This window comes from Arthrobacter sp., from assembly GCF_048266065.1.
Classification (GTDB): Bacteria; Actinomycetota; Actinomycetes; order Actinomycetales; family Micrococcaceae; genus Arthrobacter_H.
Window position 1 is genome coordinate 15013 of record NZ_JBLXAH010000008.1, and the last position, 21156, is coordinate 36168.

The window sequence follows — 21156 nt, forward strand, 5'->3', positions numbered from 1 at the left end:
ATGATTCCCACCCTAAGGGAGACACCACCCCGGCACCGGTTAATCCGCGATGTAGAACAGGCGCTTGTTCACGAATTCGTCCATGCCCAGTGGGCCCAGCTCGCGGCCGAACCCCGAACGCTTGACGCCGCCGAACGGCAGGTCGGCGTCTTCGCCGATGCCGTTGACGTTGGCCATGCCGACTTCCAGGCGCTGGGCGAGCTTGCGGGCCCGCTCCTCGTCCGTGCTGAAGACCGCACCGCCGAGGCCGTACTGGGTGTCGTTGGCCAGCTGTAAGGCCTCCTCGTCGGAAGCGACCTTGTAGACGACGGCGACCGGACCGAAGAGCTCTTCGCGGTAGGCACGCATGTCCTCGGTGATGCCGGTCAGCACGGCAGGGGAGTAGAAGGCCGCAGGACCGTCGTGCAGGGTGCCGCCGGCGTGCAGGGTGGCACCCTTGGACACGGCATCCTGGACCTGTTCATGCAGCGCCTCGGCTGCGGCGCGCGAGGAGAGCGGGCCGAAGGTGCCGTCCTTCTCCTCGGCGGGATCGCCGGGCAGGAGGTCCTTGGCCTGGTCGGCGAGGCCGGCGACGAAGTCGTCGTAGATGTCCTCCATGACGATCATGCGCTTGTTGGAGTTGCAGGCCTGTCCGGTGTTTTCGATCCGGGTGTCCCACGCCAGCTTGGCGGCGGCCTTCACATCGGCCGAATCCAGGACCACGTACGGGTCCGAGCCGCCCAGCTCCAGCACCGCCTTCTTCAGGTTCTTCCCGGCGAGCTGGCCGATGATGGCCCCGGCGCGTTCCGAGCCGGTCAGGGAGACGCCTTGGATGCGCGGGTCGGCGATGATGTCGGCGATCTGCTCGTGGGAGGCAAAGACGTTCACGTAGGCACCTGCCGGGACACCGGCGTCGTCCATGATCTTCTGGATGGCCAGGGCCGAGCGCGGGCAGGTTTCGGCATGCTTGAGGATGATCGTGTTTCCGAGCATCAGGTTCGGCGCGACGAAGCGGGCGACCTGGTAGTACGGATAGTTCCACGGCATGATGCCCAGCAGCGGGCCGACGGGCAGGCGCTGGACCATGGCCCGGCCGCCGCCGATGGCCTTGATCTCCTGGTCCGCCGCCAGGGTGGGGCCCTCGTCGGCGAAGTAGTTGAAGATGTCGGTGCAGAACTCCGCCTCGCCCTTGGACTCCGAGAGGGGCTTGCCCATTTCCTCGGTGATCGTCGCGGCCAGCTCGTCGGCGCGTTCGGTGAATAGTTCGGCGACGCGCTTCACGATGGGAGCGCGTTCGGTGATGGGGAGCGCTCCCCAGGATTCGTACGCCGACTGCACTGCGGACACCGCGTCCTGGACCTGCTCATCGGTGGCGGTGTCAAAGGTCTCGACGACCTCGCCGGTGGCGGGGTTCAGCACGCGGTAGCCGGGCTGGTTGGACTGCTGGGCGGTGGGGGACACTGCCTGACTCCTCTTCGTTGAAACGGGCGGCGACCTCGGTTCGGAGGCGCACCAAACCATCATGTCCCGAATGCCCGGGTTTGTGAATCGGGTCACTGCATCTGCACATTTCGGCTCCCGCGCAACAGTGCAGGGGACCGGAAGAGCGGGTCGGGGGATCGGGGCCCGGCCACTTCGCCAGGCCGGGTGCACTCGTCCACGGGTACACCCGCGGGCGGGCTACAGCAGCAGGATGCCGTCCGCTGCCGCCTCCAGGGTGCCGGGAACCAACGAGTAGTAGGACCAGGTGCCGCGTTTCTCGCGGCGGATCAGGCCGGCATCCACCAGGATCTTCAGGTGGTGGGAAACGGTGGGCTGGCCCAGGTCCAGCGGTTCGGTCAGGTCGCAGACGCACGCCTCGCCGTCCGGTCCGGCCTTGATGATGGAGAGGAGCCGAAGCCGGTTGGGGTCCGCGATCGCCTTGAGGATGCGTGCCGCATCCCGCGCGGTGGCCGCGTCGATGCCGCGGGGTTCGCCGGGCGTGCAGCAGGGGTCGACCTGGGGGGTTTCGGTGCTCAACGTGGTGGCCATGCGTCCATTATGCCCTTATATTGATAGTTGTCGATGTATGGGGAATACTGCAGGCATCGATGACCACCCATCCCCGGCAAAGGATCCCAGCAGACCCGTGAACACCAAGAGCACCACACCCCTGGGGACGGGTGAAGCCGCCGTTGCCGGCCGGCTCTCCACCCTGGATCGATTCCTCCCGTTGTGGATCATCGCCGCCATGGCCGCCGGCCTGCTGTTGGGCCGGTTCGTGCCCGGACTGGATACTGCGCTGGACGCGGTGAAGATCGGTTCGGTGTCCCTGCCGATCGCCATCGGGCTGCTGGTGATGATGTACCCGGTCCTCGCCAAGGTCCGCTACAACGAGACCGGGAGGATCGTCTCCGACCGAAGACTGCTGATCACGTCCCTGGTGATGAACTGGCTGCTGGCTCCGGCCTTCATGTTCGCCTTGGCCTGGATCTTCGTTCCCGACCTGCCCGAATACCGCACCGGGCTGATCATCGTCGGACTCGCGCGCTGCATCGCCATGGTCATGATCTGGAACGACCTGGCGTGCGGTGACCGGGAGGCCGCCGCCGTGCTGGTCTTCATCAACTCCGTCTTCCAGGTCATCGCCTTCGGCGCCCTGGGCTGGTTCTACCTCCAGGTCCTCCCCGGCTGGCTGGGACTGCCGACGACGGCTGCAGACTTCTCCTTCTGGTCCATCACCGCCTCCGTCCTGGTGTTCCTGGGCATCCCGTTGGTGGCCGGATTCCTCACCCGCACCGTTGGGGAGAAGGCCAAGGGCCGGGACTGGTACGAGGGCAGGTTCCTGCCGAAGCTCGGGCCCTGGGCGCTCTACGGCCTGCTGTTCACCATCGTGCTGCTCTTTGCCCTGCAAGGGGGAACGATCACCTCACGACCGTTGGACGTGGTGCGGATCGCGGTGCCGCTGCTGGTGTATTTCGTGGTCGCCTTCGGCGCCGGAATGCTCATTGGCCGCGCCCTGGGCCTGGGCTACGCCAGGACCACCACGCTGGCGTTCACCGCGGCCGGGAACAACTTCGAATTGGCCATCGCCGTGGCCATCGGAACGTTCGGCGTCGCCTCGGGACAGGCACTGGCCGGGGTCGTGGGGCCACTCATCGAGGTACCCGTCCTCGTGGCACTGGTCTACGTGGCCCTCTGGGCCCGCCGGCGCTTCTTCGTCCACCAACCCACCGACACATCCCGCCACCCCTCGCCGTCCAGGAGCGCCTGACATGGCCACCGCCGAACCCGCCACGAGGCCATCGGTCCTTTTCGTCTGCGTCCACAACGCCGGCCGATCCCAGATGGCCGCCGCCTACCTGGCCTCGCTGTCCGGTGGCGACATCGAGGTGCGATCGGCAGGATCCGAACCGGCCGACCGGGTGAACCCTGCCGCCGTGGCGGCCATGGCCGAAGAGGGCATCGACCTGTCCGCCGAAACACCCAAGGTCCTCACCGTGGACGCAGTGCAGGAATCCGACGTCGTGATCACCATGGGTTGCGGTGACACCTGCCCCATCTTCCCGGGGAAGCGCTACGAGGATTGGGAACTCGACGATCCGGCGGGACAGGGCGTTGACGCGGTGCGTGGCATCCGCGATGAGATCAAGGCCCGCATCCAATCCCTCCTGGCCGAATTGCTGCCCATACGCTAGGACCCGGCCGGGACCGCTCCTACGACTCGGAGAACCGGCGCCAGATGTCCACGTTGTCGGCGCCCTTGGTGATCCCGTCGATCAATTCCAGTTCCTTCGCGCTGAACGAGGTGTTCTGCACGGCGCTCAGGTTCTCGTCCAGCTGCCGGGTCGAGGACGCCCCGACGAGCACCGAGGTGACACCACCGTCGCGCAGCAGCCAGGCGATGGCCATCTGCGCGAGGGTCTGTCCCCGTTGTTCGGCCAGGCGCGCCAATTCGCGCACGGTGGCCAGGTTCTCCTCGGTCAGCCCGGCCAGCGAAGAGCGTCCGCCGGAGGGCGTCGCGTTCTTGTCCTCGAGGTACTTTCCGGTCAACAGCCCCTGCGCCAGCGGGGTGAACGCGATGGAGCCCATGCCCAGGTCCTGAAGGGTGTCCAGCAGCCCGTCTTCGACCCAGCGGTTGAGCATCGAGTAGGACGGCTGGTGGATGACCAGCGGGGTGCCGAGCTCGTCGGCGACCTTCTTCGCCGCCGCGGTGCGTTCGGGGGAGTAGGAGGAGATGCCCACGTAGAGCGCCTTGCCCTGGCGCACGAGCGTGTCCAGCGCGCCGATGGTCTCCTCGATGGGCGTTTCGGGATCGGGGCGGTGGGAGTAGAAGATGTCCACGTAGTCCAGCCCCAGACGCTGCAGGGACTCCTCCGCCGAGGCGATCAGGTACTTGCGCGAGGCCCAGTTGCCGTACGGGCCGGGCCACATGTCATACCCGGCCTTGGAGGAGACGACCAGTTCGTTGCGGTACGCCTTGAAGTCGGTGCGCAGCATCCGCCCGAAGTTCTCCTCGGCGGATCCGTAGGGCGGGCCGTAGTTGTTGGCCAGGTCGAAGTGCGTGATGCCGTGGTCGAACGCATGGCGCAGGATCGTCCGCTGGGTGTCGAACGGGCGGTTGTCGCCGAAGTTCCACCACAGGCCCAGGCTCAACGGCGGCAGCACCAGCCCCGAGGTGCCGACCCGGCGGTACCCCAGGGTGTCGTGCCGGTCCTCGGCGGCGGCGTAGGGCCGGTGGGACTCGGAGGCGCGGTCGTAATGGAGGTCGTGGGACAAGGCGGTTCTCCTCAGGGGACGACGGGTGGTTTCAGCCCCATGCTACGCGGTGGCGTCCAACACCTGCCGGGCCAGCCGGTGGCCGACGAGCGGGCCCATGGTCAGGCCGGCCGGGCCGAACCCGGCGTTGGCCCACAGCCCCGGGGCCAACTGGCGCGCGATCGGCAACGCCTCCGGGCTCACGGGGCGGATGCCCACCCGGGTTTCGATGACCGTGGCGTCGGCAAGGCCCGGGGCCAGATCCAGCACCCCGTCGTGGAGCTTGCGCCCTCCGGCTGCGGTGCGGCGCGGATCGATTCCGGTCCCGTCCTCCCGAGTGGCCCCGAAGACCAGCCGGGAGCCGCCGAAGGCCACCATGTAGACGTCGGAGAGCGGGTGCACGCTGGGCCAGTTCCCGGTGTCATGTCCGTCGGCGCGCAGGTGGAGGATCTGCCCGCGCTGGGCCACGACGCCGGTCGCCAGGCCCAGCGGGGCAAGCACGGCATCGGTCCAGGCACCGGCCGCGACGACGATGGCATCGGGTGCCAGCGTCCGGCCGTCAACCTCGAGGTGCGCGGAACCGCCAGGGGTCCGGGCCGGGGCCAACGCGGCGGTGGCGGCGATCAGCTCGGCGCCGTGGGCTTGGGCGCCGCGGATCAGGCCGGAGCGCAGGGACCGGCCATCCACGCGGGCGGCTCCGCTGAGGTGCAGTCCCGACAGGCCCGGGCGCAGCGGTGGGAACAAGGAGCTGGCCTGGTCGGGGTCGACCCGGCGCAGGGTGCCGGCCACCCTGGAACCGGAGATCCGTGAGGAGATGCGTTCCGCCGTCGTGCGCAAAAGGTCCTCGTCGTCGTTGACGATCAGGCCGCCGGTGACGCGGAAGTCGACATCGTCCACGCCCACCGCTGCCAACTCGCGGAGCAACTGCGGATAGTGTTCGGCGCCGGCGGCGTAGAGGTCGTAGAAGGGGCCCTCGCTGCTGGTGGCCCAGGGCATGATGATGCCCGCGCCTGCCGGGGTGGCGGCTCCGTCGGTCTCCGGGTCGATGAGCGTGACGCGGGCCCCGGCCCGGGCCAGGGAGAAGGCGGTGGAGGCGCCGGCGACGCCGGATCCGATGACGGCGATCTGCGGGGATTTCGGTGCGGGCATGAGGCCAGACTACGGTGCGTCGGTGGTGTGCGCGGCGGAGCGGGATTAAAAGAGTGAAGCACCGGCCATAGCGGACAAGGAGGCGACAAACCGCTATAACCGGTGCTTCTGATCACTCGCACCTTTGAGAAGGTTCCTTCAGCTTAACCAGCGAAACTTGGAACCACCTGTGTGTCCGGTGGCAGCTCGATGGGAGTGGATGCGGCTCAGTAGTTCGACGGCGGATCGGAGGCGGGGAAGGACTCGTCTTCCCATTCGTCCACGCGCTCGTCGTCGTGGTCGTGCTGCGCCTGGGCGGTCTTCGCTGCTGCCGCAGCGTCGCCATCCGGTTCGGTCGCCGGTCCGCCGGTGGACGGTTCCTGGGGGTTCTCGCTCATGATGTGCTCCCTCGTTCATGCTCTTGTTCCTTCAGTCTCACCCCGAAGCGGTGGCATGTCGAGGGAAGGAGCGGATAACCGGCGGAATGCGTCCTGACGAGACGAGCACCGGCTGGATCGATAGTTGGGGGGAATCATCGATGGTCCAGCCGGTGCTCTCATCACTCGCACCTCCATGAGGTACCTGAAAACACTAAAGGGCGAAGCTTGGCGTTCGCTGAAAATGGCGGCAACGCGACGTGTGAAGGTGGCCTCCTGCCCGGTGGGCTCCGGGATAACCTGAATCCATGGCCGATGCACAGAACCCGGTGGACGGGACCAGGATCTCCTATGACGTGGCGGGGGAGGGGCCCGCCGTCGTGCTGTTGCACGGGTCGGCCCTCTCGCGGGCCATCTGGCGGGGCCTCGGCTACGTGAAGGCCCTGGAAGGGTTCACCGTCGTGCGGATCGATCTGCGCGGGCACGGACGCAGCGGAAAACCGCATGAGCCGGACGCGTACGCGATGGACCTGTTGGTCGCCGATGTGCTGGCGGTGCTGGATGCCGAGCAGCTGGCCAGCGCAGCAGTGGTGGGGTATTCGTTCGGCTCGCGCGTGGGCTTCTCCCTGGCGGCGACGGCTCCCGAGCGGGTGGAGAAGCTGGTCACCCTGGGTGGGACGTTCAGGCCGCAGTCCGGGCAGGTGGCGAAGGTGTTCTTCGACGGCTACCTTGATGCCCTGCGCACGGGCGGAATGCAGGCCTTCGTCGACGGGCAGCGGCTGGATCCGCAGACGAAGGCGGCGTTCATGGCGAACGATTCGACGGCACTGGTCGCGTACTTCGAACGCACCGAGGTCGAACCCGGACTCGACGAGTCCGTGCTGCCCGACCTCGGGTTGCCGTCCCTGCTGATGGCCGGGACCCGGGATGCCGAACGCTACCTGGACTCCCGCCGGGCCGCCGAGCTGATGCCCGCGGCCCGGTTCGTCGCGCTGCAGGGACGGACCCACGGTTCGACCTTGTTCCCCGCGGACGAGGTCCTGGCCGAGATGCTCCCGTTCCTGCGTGCCTGAGCGGTCCGCGGCCTACTTGTTGAAGGCCGAGACCCCGGTGATGGAACGGCCGATGATCAACGCCTGGACGGTTTCGGTGCCCTCGTAGGTGTGGATCGCCTCGATGTCCGCGAGGTGGCGTGCCACGCGGTTCTTGAGCAGGATGCCGTTGCCGCCGAGCAGGTCCCGGGCGTTGGAGGCAATCTGCCGGGCGGTGCGGGTGCAGGTGTATTTCGCCAGCGACGCCTGCACGGGGGACAGCTCGCCCTTTTCCTCGCGACGGGTCATCTGCATGACCATCAACTGCATGGTGGCCAGCTCCGAGTGCATGCAGGCCAACCGTTCCTGGACCACCTGGGCCGAGGACAGCGACCTGCCGAACTGGATGCGTTGGGACGCATATTGCACCGCCGATTCGTAGCAGGCGGTGGCATGGCCGACGGCGGACCAGGCGACGCCCAGGCGGGTGGCGAAGAGGACCTTGGAGGTGTCCTTGAACGAGTTGGCGCCGGGCATGACGTGTGAATCGGGGACGAAGACGTTTTCCAGGCGGATGTGGGCCTGCCAGATCGCGCGCAGGCTCAGTTTCCCGGGGATCGTGGTGCCGGTGTAGCCCTCCCATTCCTGCTGGACGATGAACCCGCGGATGTTGCCCGCCTCGTCCCGGGCCCAGACGATGGTGATGCCGCCTGTGGAGCCATTGCCGATCCACTTCTTCTCGCCGTTGAGCAGGTAGCCGCCCTCGACGCGGGTCGCCCGGGTCTCCAGCGACACCGAGTCGGAACCGTGGGTGGGCTCGGTCAGCGCGAAGGCGCCCAGGACCTCGGCACGGGCCATCTTCGGGACCCACTCGGCGATCTGTTCGGGGGAGCCGCAGTAGGCGACCGAACGCAGTGCCAGTCCGGCCTGCACGGCGCCGATGGTGCCCACCGAGCCATCGGCGCGGGAGAGCTCCATGTTCACCAGCCCGGCGGCCAGCGTGCTCATCGCCGGGTAGCCCTCGACGTCGATGCCGTCGCGCAGCAGGTCCAGGTCGCCGAGCCGGGTGGCGAGCTGGAAGGGGTAGTCGGAGCGGTCCCAGTAGTCGTCGATGACCGGGCGGACCTCGTCGAGGCCGAAGCGGCGGGCGCGGTCCCAGTAGGCGCGGTCCTCCGCGGGGATGTCGGCCTCGCCGAACAGGCCCGCCGGGTCGACGTCGACCTCGCCCCAGAGCTCGTACTCGGGCTCGACGACGCCCAGCGGGAATTCGGCCAGGGGGGAGTCGGCGGCTGGGGTGCTGGTCCAGGAGGTGCTCATGGGGGTGTCCTTCGGCTCGACACGGCCGGGCGCACTGCGCCTGCGGTCCGGGGTTTTCGTTTCCCCCAGCATCGCTGAAACTGCGGTTCAGGTCAAGACACTGAGTCTCACCTGTGGGTGGGCCGGGCCGGGGTGTCCCCGGCCTCGAGGGCCTGGCGGACCGCCTCGATGACCTCGCCGGTGTTGGCTCCAGCATCGGCGACGGCCACCACGACCCGTCCACCGCCGGCCGGATCCGGCACCGGCCCGGTTCCCTCGATCCGGGGCAGGAACAGGGCGGCGAGTTGGGCCAATTCTGCGGACAGCCGTCCGCGCAGGGTGTCGTCGGGGTCGGAGAGCCAGCTGCGCAGGAAGGCGTTGTGCACCGCGACGACCGCCGCCGCATAGGCGACGACGCCCAGCTGCGCGGTTTCCAGCCCGGGGTCGACGCCGAGGGCTGCCCGGATCCCGCGCCGGAAGGCCCGCTCGTAGCGGTGCGTGCTGACCAGTTCGCGGTCCCGCAGCGAGGGGACCTCATGGACCAGCCGGAACCGCAGCGCGGAGGCCTCCGGGCGCGAGGTGTGGTGGTCGAAGACCGCGAGCGCCGCCGCGCTGACCCGCTCGGCGATGCCGCGGCCGGGCACCGCGAGCTGGCGTTGGACCGCGTCGATGACCGGGTCCATGTCGGAGAAGACCATGTCCTCCTTGGTGCCGTAGCGCCGGAAGAAGGTGCTGCGGCTCATGCCCAGGGCCCCGGCCAGCTGGTCCACGCTGGTCGCGTCGAAGCCGCGTTCGACGAGCAGCCGCAGGGCGGGTTCGGGCACGGTCAGGGTCTGGTCCATGCCGGTGAATCTAGCATGCGGCAGGCTCAGTCGCGGGTCGCCTCCGCGGTGACGGGGCGCCGGAAGAACAGGCAGACGACGGCTGCGAAGACGGCCACCAGGCCCGGCAGCAGCAGCGACTGGCCCAGTGCCGTGGAGAACGCGCCATGCAGGAAGGCGGGGATCGCCTGGCCCATGGTGGCCTCCGACCCGGCACCGGCGGCGGCTCCTGCGTTGCCCGAGTGCGGCATCGTGGCGAGCACCGCGGTGGATTCGACGCTGATACGGGCCTCCATGAGGAACGCGATCAGGGCCGACCCCAGCACGGCGCCGACCTGGCGGGTGGTGTTGTAGACCCCGGAACCGGCCCCGGCGTCGGCCTGGCCCAGGTCGCGCGTGGCGGTGAGCGAGACGGAGGGCCAGATGCCGGCGCTGCCGATGCCCATCACCACGGGCGGCAGCAGCAGCACCCACAGCGGAACGTCGGGGGTGAGCAGCAGGCCGTAGGCGATGATCCCGCCGCCGAAGAGCAGGAAGCCCGGGGCGGCGAGCAGCTTGGGGTCGATCTTGTTGGTCATCTTCCCGGCGAAGGGGGCCAGCACGCCGGAGACCACTGCCATCGGGGCGATCATCAGGGCCGACATCGTCGGGGTCATGCCGCGCACCGACTGCAGGTACAGGATCATCGGGAAGCTCATCGCGGTGATGGCCAGGCCCATCGCGGTGATCGCGACGTTGGCCAGCGAGAAGTTCAGGTTGCGGAACAGGCCCAGCGGCAGCAGCGGCTCGCGCCGGTTGTAATGCTGCCAGATGACGAAGCCGGCCAGCACGATCACCCCGGTGATGATCAGCGACCAGACGGTGACCGGCCCGGCGATCGTGCCCCAGTCATAGGTGTTGGCCTCCTGGATGCCGAAGACGATCAGGAACATGGCCACTGCGGAGAGCACCACGCCCAACCAGTCGAAGCTGTGGCTGTGCCGCGGCAGCTGCGGGACCTTGACCCACACCCGCCACATCGCCAGCAGGCCGACCGGCACATTGACGAAGAAGATCCATTCCCACCCCAGGGTGTCCACCAGCACGCCGCCGACGATCGGCCCGGCCAGCGTCGCGACACCGGCCACCGCACCCCAGACACCCATCGCCGCGCCCCGGCGCTGGGCCGGGAACATGCGGGTGATGAACGTCATCGTCTGCGGGGTCATCATCGCGGCACCCAGGCCCTGGACCACGCGGGCGGCAATGAGCATGCCGATGCTTGGGGAGAGCCCACACCACAGCGACGAGGCGGTGAACAGGGCCAACCCGATCAGGTACAGGTTCTTCGGCCCGAACCGGTCACCGAGCCGGCCGGTGACCAGCAGGGGCACGGCGAAGGCGAGCAGGTAGGCGCTGTTGACCCAGATGACCCCGTTGATCCCGGTGTCCAGCCCGCGCATGATCGCCGGCATGGCGGTGGAGACGATGGTGGAGTCCACCAGGATCATGAAGAACCCGATCACCAGGGCCCACAGGGCGGTCCAGGCGGCGCGGTCGTCCGGGGCGGTTTTCGGGGAGGTCTGTGCGTTGGTCACCGATTGAGACTACTCTGCGCCGGGCGGGTTGGGACCCCCGGAAACCGGTGATCTGGCCGACATCCGCAGCGGCCGCGGTGCGCCGTTCAGGCGGTGCGGACGGTCCCCTCCACGCAGGTGATGACCTGCCCCGAAACCCAGATGCCGCCGTCGTGCCCGGAGAGCCCGACCGCTCCGGCCCGTCCCAGCCGGGTCCCCTGGCGCACGGTGTACGACGACGGGGCCAGGCCCGCCGGGATCATCCACTGGGCAATGCCGGCGTTCAGGCTCCCGGTCACCGGGTCCTCGGGCAGGCCCTCGCCGGGGCAGAAGGCGCGGACCTCGAAGTCGGCGGGGACCCCGGAGACCGCCGATTCGAAGGCCGCGGCGTCGCCGGCCGGGCGCAGCGGCTCCAGTTCGGCGCGGGTGCCCTTCGGGCGGTGTTCGGCGGCGCGGGAGTACGGGCCGGCGTCCACCCCGGGGACCAGATGCGGGCCGATCACCCCGATCTCCAGCCCCTCCAGTGCCCCGAAGTCGGGCTCCAGGGCCAGCACCGCGTCGGCGTCGCGCAGCACCAGCACCGCCCACTGCGGCCCGTTGGCCACCCACTGGTGGTCCAGCACGTCTCCGGCGTCCAGGCCCAACCCTGACATCGCCCAGGCCAGCACGTCCTCCTCCAGCGGACCGGTGCGCTGCAGGGGAGGGGCGCGGAAGGCGAGCCGGTTCCCGCCGTCCTCGTCCCGGGCCTCGGTGCGGACCTCGACGAGTCCCGCCCCGCACTCCTGGACGATGACGCCGGGGCGGTGGGGCCGCCCGCCGGCCTCCAGCCAGGCATGGGCGGTGCCCAGGGTGGGGTGCCCGGCGAAGGGCAGCTCCGTCGTCGTGGTGAAGATCCGCACCCGGTAGTCGGCCGCCGGGTCCGTCGGCGGGAACACGAACGTGGTCTCGGCCAGGTTGGTCCAGTTCGCGAAGCGCAGCATCGCCGCCTCGTCCAGCCCCTCGGCATCGAGGACGACGGCGAGGGCGTTGCCCAGATGCGGTGTCGAGGTGAAGACGTCGACCTGGCGGAACGGGCGGAGGCTCATCGCGCCATCGTGGCACACCGGACCCGGCGGGGGTGGCCCCCGCCGGGTTCATGACGTGATGTTTACCCCGGTGCAGGCATCACCACCGGTGCGCGACGTCGATGACCAGGCGTGAACCGGTCCCCGGGCCGTTGAGGATGAAGGTGCGGAACGGCAGCCGGGCGCGCACGCCGAGCCCGAACGAGCTCTGCCCCTCGAAGCTGCCCAGATAGGCGACCTGCCGGAAGGTCCGGTAGCCGGAGACGTCCACCGCACGGGTGCGGCTGGCAGGACGGTAGGTGGCGGAGCCCGACGGGTTGTACGCCGCCGCGCGCACGACCACCCGCAGGTCGGCAGCGCCGGAGAGCGGGACGTGTTTGCCCTGGCCCTCGGTGTATACGGCGCCGACGTAGCGCACGTCGTAGCCGCGGACCTTGCCGCGCAGGTCGATGACCAGGCGGTCGTAGCAGGTGTGCTGTCCGGCGCGTGCGTTGGTGACGCGTGCGGAGGACATCGTGGAGTGGGAATCGGCGAGCGATCCCCAGGTGATGCCGCAGTACGGCGACGCGGGGGCCGCGACTGCCGGTGCAGCAGGGGCCAGCCCCAACCCCGCGACCAGCAGGGCACTGGCTAGGCCCGCTTTCAGTGTCTTCATTGTTCTTCCACTCCCAAGGACGGTGCATTGGCTGATGCCCCATGGTGCGCCGCGTCGGCCCCCAGGGGAAGGGGTTAATCACGTTGGTGCACGAATGAGATGTACGCGGGGATCCGGGCCCGGTGGGCAGCGGTTTGGGTTCACTGTGGTGGAGCAACGGACACGGGAATCGGCCACCGCGCCCTCCGGGGTCACGAAACGGAACCGTGTCATCCCACGGTAGGACGCCGGCCCACAAGGTTCAGCTCCACGGTGGATCCGCCGGCCGGTGGCGCGGCGGGAGAGTGGAGGCATGCAACAGAACACATCGCACCCCTTCCATCCGTCCGCGGGTACCGCACCGGTGCTGTCCGCCCGCGACCTGACCCGCAGCTTCGGCAGCACCACCGCCCTGGACCGGCTGGGGCTGGACATCCAGGTCGGCGAATCCCTGGCCATCATGGGCCCGTCGGGATCCGGGAAGTCCACCCTGCTCCACACCCTGGCGGGCATCGAACGCCCGGACGCCGGCTCCGTGCTGTTCCAGGACCCCTCGGCGTCCACCGGGCCCGTGGAGATCGCCGCGCTGGGCGAATCGGCCCGTTCGCGGCTGCGCCGCGGGAGCTTCGGGTTCGTCTTCCAGGCGGGCCTGCTCATCCCCGAACTCACGGCCATCGAGAACGTCGCAATGGCCCTGATGATCAACGGGGTGTCCCGCGCAGCGGCCCTGCCGCGCGCCGCCGAATGGCTCCGGGCGCTCGGCCTGGCCGGGATGGAGGAGCGGCGGATCGGCCAGCTCTCCGGCGGGCAGGCCCAACGCGTGGCCATCGCCCGCGCCCAGGTCACCGGGGCCACCGTCACGTTCGCCGACGAGCCCACCGGTGCACTGGATTCGGCGACCTCCTCCGAGGTGCTGGACATCCTCATCGACGCCACCGTCGGCCGCGGCAACACCCTGGTCATGGTCACCCACGACCCGCAGGTCGCCGCCCGCTGCCACCGGGTCATCCACCTGCTCGACGGACGGATCCAGCACGACGCCGGTGTCCCCACCCCGGGTGCGGAGGCGCGGTCATGAGGGCCTTCTCCCTGGCCTGGCTGCTGGGCCGGCCCACCCGCGGACGCCTGGCACCCCAGCTGCTCACCGTCACCGCCTACGCCCTGACCACCGCGCTGCTGCTGCTCGTGGCCGCCGGAGGGCTGTCCTTTAGGGCCGTGCACGACGAGCTGACCGGCATGTACCTGATCCTGGCCGGCATCGCCGTGGTCCTGCTGGTGGTCCCGCTGGCCGTGCTCGGCGGTGCCGCTGCCCGCCTCTCGGCCAGGTCCCACGACGAGCGCCTGGCCACCGTGCGCCTGCTGGGCGGGACCCCGGCGCTCGCCGGTGCCGTGACGGTCATCGACTCCGCGGCGCTCGCCGTGGTGGGCGCCGCCGGCGGCGTGGTGGTGTACCTGGCCTCGGCCCCCGTGGTCGGGCTGGTGCATTTCCGCGGCCGGGCCATCGGCGCCGACATGTTCATGAACCCCGGGATCGTGGCTGCCCTGGCGGCTGCCGTCGTGCTGATCGGCATCGTCTCGGCAGTGGCCGGGCTGCGTCGGCTGAACGTCTCGCCGCTGGGAGTGCGCACCCGGGCCGTCGCCCCCGGAGCCCGCTGGATCCGGGCGCTGGTCGCGGGCATCGTGGTGGTGCTCGCCTTCACCGCCCTGCAGCAGCTCAGCGCCTTCCGCGACCTGGCCGTCATGATCGCCGTGATGCTCGGCGCCTTCGCCGCGGTGCTTGCGGTGCTCAACGTCGTGGGTCCCTGGGTGGTGCGCCGGATGGCCGCCGGGTCACTGCGCAAGGCCGAAACCCCCGAGCGGCTGCTCGCCGCCCGGATGATCCTCGAATCCCCGCAGGCCGCGTGGCGCCAGGTGTCGGGGGTCGCCATGACCAGCTTCGTGGCGGTCTTCGGCGGTGCCGGTGCTGCCATGATGCGCGCCTCCGGCGGCGGGGAAGCCAGCGCGCAGGACCTGGCACTCATCGATGACGTGCTGACCGGCGTGCTGGTGACGATCATCGCCTCGTTCATCGGGGTGTGCTGTTCGGCGGTCATCAACCAGAGCGCGCAGACGCTGGACCGCCGCGACCTGTACGCGAACCTGGACCGGCTGGGGATGGACCCGGCGACCATGGACCGCGCCCGGGTGCGCTCGGTGATGGGGCCCCTGGTCTGGGTGTCGCTGGGGTCGGCCATCGTCGGCTGTGTCATGGTGTTCCCCCTGGTGGGCATCGCCCTGGTCGTCTCGCCGCTGACGATCCTCGTCGTCGCGGCAACGCTGGCCGCCGGGGTGCTGGTGGTCCGCGGCGCGCTCACGCTGGCCGGTTCCCGCACCGTGTTGCGGGCCGCCTAGCAGCGGGCGGGGGAGGAACCCGGGCGGGGCATCGGCGGTGGGCAGGTGTCCCGCCCGACGGTGTTCAGAGTCGGGGCGATTAATCAACCTGGGGTGACGTGACATGAATAACACCAGTAACGATGTTCGTTATTCATGTAGGGCAGGCTAAGTTAACAATGGACTCCTGCCCGCCCGGCCGCTTGGGCCGTCATCACTCGTAAGGAACACAGATGTCCTCCATCAAATTGCGCCTCGGCGTCCTGCTGGGTGCATCCGCCCTGGCCCTCACCGCCTGCGGTGGCACCACCTCGGCCGCGGCACCCGCCTCCGGGAACGCCGCCACCGTCGAGATCCAGGACAACAACGGCACCCAACAGGTGGCGACCCCGCCGGTCTCCGTCGTCGCGACGGACAACCGGACGTTCCAGACGCTCTCGGACTGGGGCATCCAGCTCACTGCCGGTGCCGTGTCCCTGATGCCCGACACCATTGCCTACACGAAGGACGACTCGATCGTGGACCTGGGCAGCCACCGCGAACCCAACCTGGAAGCCGTGGTTGCCGCCGAGCCCGACCTGATCGTCAACGGGCAGCGCTTCGCCCAGTTCCACGAGGACTTCACCCGCCTGGCGCCGGAGGCCACCGTCCTGGAACTGGACCCGCGTGACGGGGAGCCCCTCGACGCCGAGCTCAAGCGCCAGACCACCGTGCTCGGCGAGGTCTTCGGCAAGCAGGCCGAGGCCAAGCAGCTCAACGACGATCTGGATGCAGCGGTCGCCCGCGCGAAGAAGGCCTACGACAAGAACGACAAGGTCATGGCCGTGATCACCTCCGGTGGAGACATCGGCTATTCCGCGCCGGGCAACGGGCGGACCCTGGGACCGGTCTTCGACATCCTGGGCCTGACCCCGGCCCTCGAGGTGGAGGACTCCAGTGAGGACCACCAAGGTGACGACATCTCCGTCGAGGCCATCGCGAAGTCGAACCCCGACTGGATCCTGGCCATGGACCGCGACGCGGCAGTGGCCGCCGATGATGCCGCCTACCAGCCGGCCGATGAGCTGTTGGCCAGCTCAGCCGCGCTGAAAAGCGTCCCGGCGGTGAAGGAGCAGCACATCGTCTACATGCCTGCCGACACCTACACCAACGAGGGCATCCAGACCTACACCGAGTTCTTCAACTCCTTCGCCGACGCCCTCGAAGGCTAGGACCGAAGCGGCACCATGACCACCACGACCCAACGCGCTGCCTCCAAGGACAGGCTCTTCGAACCACGGCTGCTCATCGGCGTCGTGGTGGTTGGTGCCCTGCTGGTGTTCTCCCTGTTCACGGGTGTCTACGACATCTTCGGCGGCGAACGCGGCGGGGAGATGTTCTCCATCACGCGGATCCCGCGGACCATCGCCCTGGTGCTGGCCGGTGCGGCGATGGCGATGTCGGGCCTGGTGATGCAGCTGCTGACACAGAACCGCTTCGTGGAACCCACGACGACGGGAACCACCGAGTGGGCCGGGCTCGGGTTGCTGGCCGTCATGATCATCGATCCCGGTGCCAGCATCACCGTGAAGATGATCGGCGCCGTTCTGGCGGCGTTCATCGGCACGATGGTCTTCTTCGGCTTCCTGCGCCGGGTCTCGTTGAAGGAATCCTTGACGGTCCCGATCGTCGGCATCATGCTCGGTGCCGTCGTCGGGGCCATCTCCACGTTCATCGCCCTGCAGACCGACATGCTCCAGAGCCTGGGCATCTGGTTCGCCGGCAGTTTCACCGCGGTGCTGAAGGGCCAATACGAGGTGCTGTGGATCGTCGCGGTGGTGGGGGTCGCGGTCTTCCTGGTCGCCGACCGGTTCACCGTCGCGGGCCTCGGCGAAGAAGTGGCCACCAACGTCGGGCTGAACTACCACCAGGTCATCCTGCTGGGCACCGGGCTGATCGCGGTCGCCACCGGCGTCGTCACCGTGGTGGTCGGGAACCTGCCGTTCCTGGGCCTGATCGTGCCGAACATCGTCTCGATGTTCCGCGGCGACGACCTGCGCGGCAACCTGCCCTGGGTCTGCCTGCTGGGGATCGGCATCGTCACCGTCTGCGATCTGGTGGGACGCATCATCATCATGCCCTTCGAGGTCCCCGTCTCGCTGATCCTGGGGGTCGTCGGGGCCGTCGTCTTCATCGGCCTGCTCCTGAGGCAGCGTCGTCGTGCCTGAGACCCTCACGCCCAGGCGCGCCACCGTGGCCATCGCGCGCTCCACATCCCGCAGCTCGGGCCCCCTGCCCACCGCCCGCGCCCGCCGTCGCTACCGGATCGTGCTGGCGGTGCTCATCGTCCTGGCCGCCGCCTTCGGCTGGGGCCTGCTGGCCTGGGACAACCCCATGCCGGCGGGCACCGCCGGCTTCTGGCGGATCGCCGAATTGCGGGGTACCGGCATCGTGGTCATGATCGTGGTCGCCTTCTGCCAGGCCATGGCCACCGTCAGCTTCCAGACGGTGACGAACAACCGGATCATCACCCCCTCGATCATGGGTTTCGAATCCCTCTATGTCGCGGTGCAGACCGCTGCGGTGTTCTTCCTCGGGGCCGCCGGCATCACCGCGGTCCAGGGCCTCGGGCAGTTCATCGCGCAGGTACTGGTCATGGTCGGGTTGTCGGTGGCGCTTTACGGATGGCTGCTGTCGGGAAAATACGGGAACCTGCAGGTCATGCTGCTGATCGGCATCATCGTCGGCGGCGGGCTCGGTTCCCTGTCCACCTTCATGCAGCGGTTGCTCTCCCCGAGCGAATTCGACATCCTCACTGCCCGGCTCTTCGGTTCGATCTCCAACGCCGAGGTCTCCTACCTGCCGATCGCCATCCCGGTGTGCCTGGTTGCCGGGGGGCTGCTCTGGGTGAGGTCCCGACGGCTGGACGTGATGGCCCTGGGCCGGGACACCACCACGAACCTCGGGATGAACCACCGCGCCGAGCTCATGCGCACCCTGCTCCTGGTTTCCGTTCTCATGGCCATCTCCACCGCCCTGGTCGGCCCGATGACCTTCCTGGGATTCCTCGTTGCCACGCTGGCCTACCAGCTCGCCGACACGCATGAGCACCGGTACGTCTTCCCGGTGGCCGTGCTCATCGGGTTCGTCGTGCTGGCGGGCTCGTATTTCATCATGAAGAACGTCTTCTACGCCCAAGGTGTCGTCTCGATCATCATCGAGGTCATCGGCGGCTCGCTCTTCCTGTACTTCATCCTGAGAAAGGGCCGCCTGTGATCACCCTGACCGACGTCCGCAAGAGCTACGGCGACGAAGTGGAGATCGGGCCGGTCACCCTCGAGATCCCGACCGGCGGCATCACCGCCCTGGTGGGGCCCAACGGAGCCGGCAAATCGACGCTGTTGACCATGATCGGGCGGCTCCTGGGCATCGACGAAGGAGCCATCGAGGTCGCCGGCTACGACGTGGCGGGCACCGCATCGAAGGACCTGGCCAAGATCGTGTCCATCCTGCGCCAGGAGAACCACTTCACCGCGCGCCTGACGGTGCGCCAACTCGTCGGGTTCGGCCGGTTCCCCCATTCACGCGGCCGCCTGACCACCGTCGACGAGGAGGCCATCTCCCGGTCCATCGACTTCCTGAACCTGGCCGACCTGGAGAACCGCTACCTCGACCAGCTCTCCGGAGGCCAGCGGCAGCGAGCCTACGTGGCCATGGTGCTGGCCCAGGACACCGAGCACGTGCTGCTGGACGAGCCGCTGAACAACCTGGACATGAGGCACTCGGTCCAGATGATGCAGCACCTGCGCCGCGCCGCGGAGGAGCTGGGACGCACCATCGTGCTGGTCATCCACGACATCAACTTCGCCGGCCACTACGCGGACCACATCTGCGCGGTCAAGGATGGCAAGGTCGTCGAATTCGGAACCCCCGAACAGATCATGACCGACGACGTGCTCAGCCGGGTCTTCGATACCCCGGTCCAGGTCATCGATGGACCGCACGGACCGCTGGCCGTCTACTACTGACGCCGGCCCGCCGCCTGCTGGCACCGGATCGGCCCGTTGCCTACAGTGGGTCCATGAACTCCCGGACCTTGCTGCGCTTGCTGCCCCTGGCCGCGATGGCGGCCGTCGTGGTGGGTGGATTCCTCCTGCTCCGGTCCGAGTCCCGGCCCGCGACCTTCGGGTGGTTCGCATACGCACCCCTGGCGGAGGGGGCCGGCACCTGGGAGGGGCTGCACGTCATCTCCACTGGCGGACTGGTCGGGACGGCCGTCCTGGTCCTCGGACTGGTGGTCCTGGCATTTTGGTGCGGCCTGCGCCTCGGCGCGCGCCGTCCCCGCACGCCGTAGCACCACGGTGCACGTCCACCGCTGATCCCTGCCGCTGCCGTTGACGCGGAAAAATCCGGCGGCATTAGTCAGGCGTCAGCGTAAACCGTGCGGGCACCGGTGGGCGACGTGCTCGGCCGTGTTTGCGCCGTTGCGCAGAAAATTCCACTTCGCTGTGACAACGACTCATCTTGTCGACTGTAAAGACAAGCTTTCAATCACAAATATTCAATATTGAAGAAGTCTTTCAAAATTAGTCAACACATGCTTAGTATCCGTAGCGTGACCCGGTTCGGCCCGCAATGGAGCGGCCGACGTTTTCGGGAAAAACCGACGCAAGGAGTGCATCATGGGTGTTAAGCGCCCCAGACTGACCCGCGCCATGACCCTGTCCACCGCGGCATTCGTGGGAACCTGTTCGCTGGTGGGAGGGCTCGGGGTCTTCCCGGCCACCGCAGCGGCCCCCACCACGCTGCCCGTCACCTCGGACGCCGTCCCGGTCTCCCAGGCGGCGGCCCATTCGGCCACCGTCAATGTCGGCGGGCTGGAAGCAGGAACGACCTACGACCAGTTCATCGTCACCTACAAGGACTCCGCCCGGACCGCAACGAAGCAGTCGCGCGTCCAGTCCCTCGCCCCCGCGGCACGGGAGGCAGGGGTCGGCATGAAGGAGCTGCGCAGCACGGCCACCGGCGCCCACGTCGTGAAGGCCGATGCACAGATGACGGCGAAGGAGGCCCAGCAGTTCATGGTCGACGCCGCAGGATCCGGAACGATCTCCTCGATCGAACCTGACGTGCGCATGACGATCGCGGCGCCGACCCCGAACGATTCACGGTACGGCGAACAATGGGACTTCACCGGCTCCGCGGGCATGCGCACCCCTGCCGCCTGGAACTACTCCACCGGCAGTGGCGCAGTCGTCGCTGTCCTGGACACCGGGATCACCAACCACTCGGACCTGAACGCCAACATCCTGCCGGGCTATGACTTCGTCTCCGATTCCACCGCCGCCCGCGACGGCAACGGCCGCGACGCCAACCCCGCCGACCAGGGTGACTGGTTCAACGCGGGGGAGTGCGGCTCGGGCCAGTCCAGCAGCTCCTCGTGGCACGGCACCCACGTGGCCGGAACCATCGCGGCGGTGACCGGCAACGGCAAGGGTGTTGCCGGAGTGGCACCCAACGCCCAGGTGGTCCCGGTCCGGGTCCTGGCCAAATGCGGCGGCATGCTCTCGGACATCGCCGACGCGATCGTCTGGGCCTCCGGTGGATCGGTGCCGGGAGTGCCCTCCAATCCGAACCCGGCCGATGCGATCAACATGTCCCTCGGTGGCGGCGGCGCCTGCGGAACCACGTACCAGAACGCCATCAACTCCGCCGTCTCACGCGGGACCTCGGTCGTCGTCGCCGCCGGCAACGAACAGCAGAACGCGGCGAACTCGCGTCCGGCCAACTGCAGCAACGTCATCACCGTCGCGGCCAGCAACAAGTCGGGTGGCATGTCCTGGTACTCGAACTACGGATCGCTGGTCGACGTCACCGCGCCCGGTGGTGACACCTCCACCGCCGGAGGCGGGATCCTCTCCACGCTGAACTCCGGCCGCACGACGCCGGGCGCCGAGGCCTATGCCGAATACCAGGGCACCTCGATGGCCACGCCCCATGTGGCCGGCGTCGTGGCCTTGATGCGCGCGCAGAACCCGGGCATGAGCCCGCGCACCGTGGAATCGTCGTTGAAGGCCGGCACGCGGGCCCTGCCCGGTGGCTGCTCGATGGGCTGCGGTGCCGGTCTGGTCGATGCCGGGAAGGTCCTGGCCAACCTCGGCGGCTAACCGCAGCAAAGCACAGG

At 68.6% G+C, this 21156-nt stretch carries 21 protein-coding genes; 11 read left to right on the plus strand and 10 right to left on the minus strand.

Translation table 11 applies throughout. The annotated features are described in order from the left end of the window. Positions 1-39: 39 nt before the first annotated feature. Entirely contained in the window at positions 40-1440 is a 1401-nt protein-coding gene (locus tag ACN0TP_RS13470) for an NAD-dependent succinate-semialdehyde dehydrogenase (RefSeq protein ID WP_417219750.1), read from the minus strand. Positions 1441-1659: 219 nt separating this feature from the next. Further along, entirely contained in the window at positions 1660-2010 is a 351-nt protein-coding gene (locus ACN0TP_RS13475) for an ArsR/SmtB family transcription factor (protein ID WP_417219752.1), read from the minus strand. Between the two features lie 37 nt (positions 2011-2047). Here ACN0TP_RS13475 and arsB point away from each other — a divergent pair, with 37 nt between their 5' ends. Both arsB and ACN0TP_RS13485 read left to right on the plus strand, forming a co-directional pair. After that, the gene (gene arsB, locus ACN0TP_RS13480) at positions 2048-3232 is read left to right on the plus strand and encodes an ACR3 family arsenite efflux transporter (protein WP_417219754.1); all 1185 of its coding nucleotides are present in this window, start codon (positions 2048-2050) and stop codon (positions 3230-3232) included. A 1-nt stretch (position 3233) separates the two neighbouring features. Beyond that, positions 3234-3656 carry an arsenate reductase ArsC gene (locus tag ACN0TP_RS13485; protein ID WP_417219756.1) on the plus strand — a complete coding sequence of 141 codons (423 nt, stop codon included), beginning with the start codon at positions 3234-3236 and terminating at the stop codon, positions 3654-3656. A gap of 19 nt (positions 3657-3675) precedes the next feature. On the opposite strand, the gene mgrA is transcribed toward ACN0TP_RS13485, so the two are convergent. From mgrA to ACN0TP_RS13500, 3 genes are all read right to left on the minus strand, one after another. Continuing rightward, a complete protein-coding gene (mgrA, locus tag ACN0TP_RS13490) occupies positions 3676-4737 on the minus strand; it encodes an L-glyceraldehyde 3-phosphate reductase (protein ID WP_417219757.1) in 1062 nt (353 codons plus the stop codon). 42 nt (positions 4738-4779) lie between these two features. Next, on the minus strand, positions 4780-5865 hold the full coding sequence (locus ACN0TP_RS13495) for an NAD(P)/FAD-dependent oxidoreductase (RefSeq protein WP_417219759.1): 1086 nt from the start codon (positions 5863-5865) through the stop codon (positions 4780-4782). Between the two features lie 206 nt (positions 5866-6071). Next, positions 6072-6242 carry a hypothetical protein gene (locus ACN0TP_RS13500; protein ID WP_417219760.1) on the minus strand — a complete coding sequence of 57 codons (171 nt, stop codon included), beginning with the start codon at positions 6240-6242 and terminating at the stop codon, positions 6072-6074. Between the two features lie 287 nt (positions 6243-6529). On the opposite strand from ACN0TP_RS13500, the gene ACN0TP_RS13505 reads away from it, so the two are divergent. Further along, positions 6530-7294: an alpha/beta fold hydrolase gene (locus tag ACN0TP_RS13505; protein WP_417219762.1), complete on the plus strand. Its 765-nt coding sequence runs from the start codon at positions 6530-6532 to the stop codon at positions 7292-7294. Positions 7295-7306: 12 nt separating this feature from the next. Here ACN0TP_RS13505 and ACN0TP_RS13510 read toward each other — a convergent pair whose 3' ends face one another. The 5 genes from ACN0TP_RS13510 to ACN0TP_RS13530 form a co-directional block, all read right to left on the minus strand. Further along, positions 7307-8569 (minus strand): acyl-CoA dehydrogenase family protein, encoded by a 1263-nt coding sequence (locus ACN0TP_RS13510; protein ID WP_417219764.1) that lies wholly within the window; start codon positions 8567-8569, stop codon positions 7307-7309. Positions 8570-8676: 107 nt separating this feature from the next. After that, the gene (locus ACN0TP_RS13515; protein WP_417219766.1) at positions 8677-9390 is read right to left on the minus strand and encodes a TetR/AcrR family transcriptional regulator; all 714 of its coding nucleotides are present in this window, start codon (positions 9388-9390) and stop codon (positions 8677-8679) included. 26 nt (positions 9391-9416) lie between these two features. Continuing rightward, positions 9417-10946, minus strand: coding sequence for a DHA2 family efflux MFS transporter permease subunit (locus ACN0TP_RS13520; protein ID WP_417219768.1), 1530 nt, complete (start codon positions 10944-10946; stop codon positions 9417-9419). 86 nt (positions 10947-11032) lie between these two features. Continuing rightward, a complete protein-coding gene (locus tag ACN0TP_RS13525; protein ID WP_417219770.1) occupies positions 11033-12010 on the minus strand; it encodes a PhzF family phenazine biosynthesis protein in 978 nt (325 codons plus the stop codon). A gap of 79 nt (positions 12011-12089) precedes the next feature. Further along, a complete protein-coding gene (locus ACN0TP_RS13530) occupies positions 12090-12644 on the minus strand; it encodes a hypothetical protein (protein ID WP_417219772.1) in 555 nt (184 codons plus the stop codon). Positions 12645-12936: 292 nt separating this feature from the next. Between ACN0TP_RS13530 and ACN0TP_RS13535 the strand changes: the two genes are divergently transcribed. The 8 genes from ACN0TP_RS13535 to ACN0TP_RS13570 all read left to right on the plus strand — a co-directional run bounded on the left by ACN0TP_RS13535 (position 12937) and on the right by ACN0TP_RS13570 (position 21139). Next, positions 12937-13701, plus strand: a complete 765-nt coding sequence (locus tag ACN0TP_RS13535) for an ABC transporter ATP-binding protein (protein WP_417219773.1) — start codon at positions 12937-12939, stop codon at positions 13699-13701. Continuing rightward, positions 13698-15014, plus strand: coding sequence for a permease (locus ACN0TP_RS13540; RefSeq protein WP_417219774.1), 1317 nt, complete (start codon positions 13698-13700; stop codon positions 15012-15014). The genes ACN0TP_RS13535 and ACN0TP_RS13540 overlap by 4 nt, the downstream gene beginning before the upstream one ends. A 212-nt stretch (positions 15015-15226) precedes the next feature. Beyond that, on the plus strand, positions 15227-16204 hold the full coding sequence (locus ACN0TP_RS13545; RefSeq protein ID WP_417219775.1) for a siderophore ABC transporter substrate-binding protein: 978 nt from the start codon (positions 15227-15229) through the stop codon (positions 16202-16204). Positions 16205-16219: 15 nt separating this feature from the next. Next, on the plus strand, positions 16220-17200 hold the full coding sequence (locus ACN0TP_RS13550; RefSeq protein ID WP_417219778.1) for an ABC transporter permease: 981 nt from the start codon (positions 16220-16222) through the stop codon (positions 17198-17200). Next, positions 17193-18248, plus strand: a complete 1056-nt coding sequence (locus ACN0TP_RS13555) for an iron chelate uptake ABC transporter family permease subunit (RefSeq protein WP_417219780.1) — start codon at positions 17193-17195, stop codon at positions 18246-18248. Before ACN0TP_RS13550 ends, ACN0TP_RS13555 begins: the two co-directional genes overlap by 8 nt. After that, positions 18245-19000: an ABC transporter ATP-binding protein gene (locus ACN0TP_RS13560; RefSeq protein ID WP_417219782.1), complete on the plus strand. Its 756-nt coding sequence runs from the start codon at positions 18245-18247 to the stop codon at positions 18998-19000. The genes ACN0TP_RS13555 and ACN0TP_RS13560 overlap by 4 nt, the downstream gene beginning before the upstream one ends. Before the next feature lie 53 nt (positions 19001-19053). After that, positions 19054-19326: a hypothetical protein gene (locus ACN0TP_RS13565; RefSeq protein ID WP_417219783.1), complete on the plus strand. Its 273-nt coding sequence runs from the start codon at positions 19054-19056 to the stop codon at positions 19324-19326. A gap of 328 nt (positions 19327-19654) precedes the next feature. Beyond that, on the plus strand, positions 19655-21139 hold the full coding sequence (locus ACN0TP_RS13570) for a S8 family peptidase (RefSeq protein WP_417219785.1): 1485 nt from the start codon (positions 19655-19657) through the stop codon (positions 21137-21139). Positions 21140-21156: the final 17 nt, after the last annotated feature.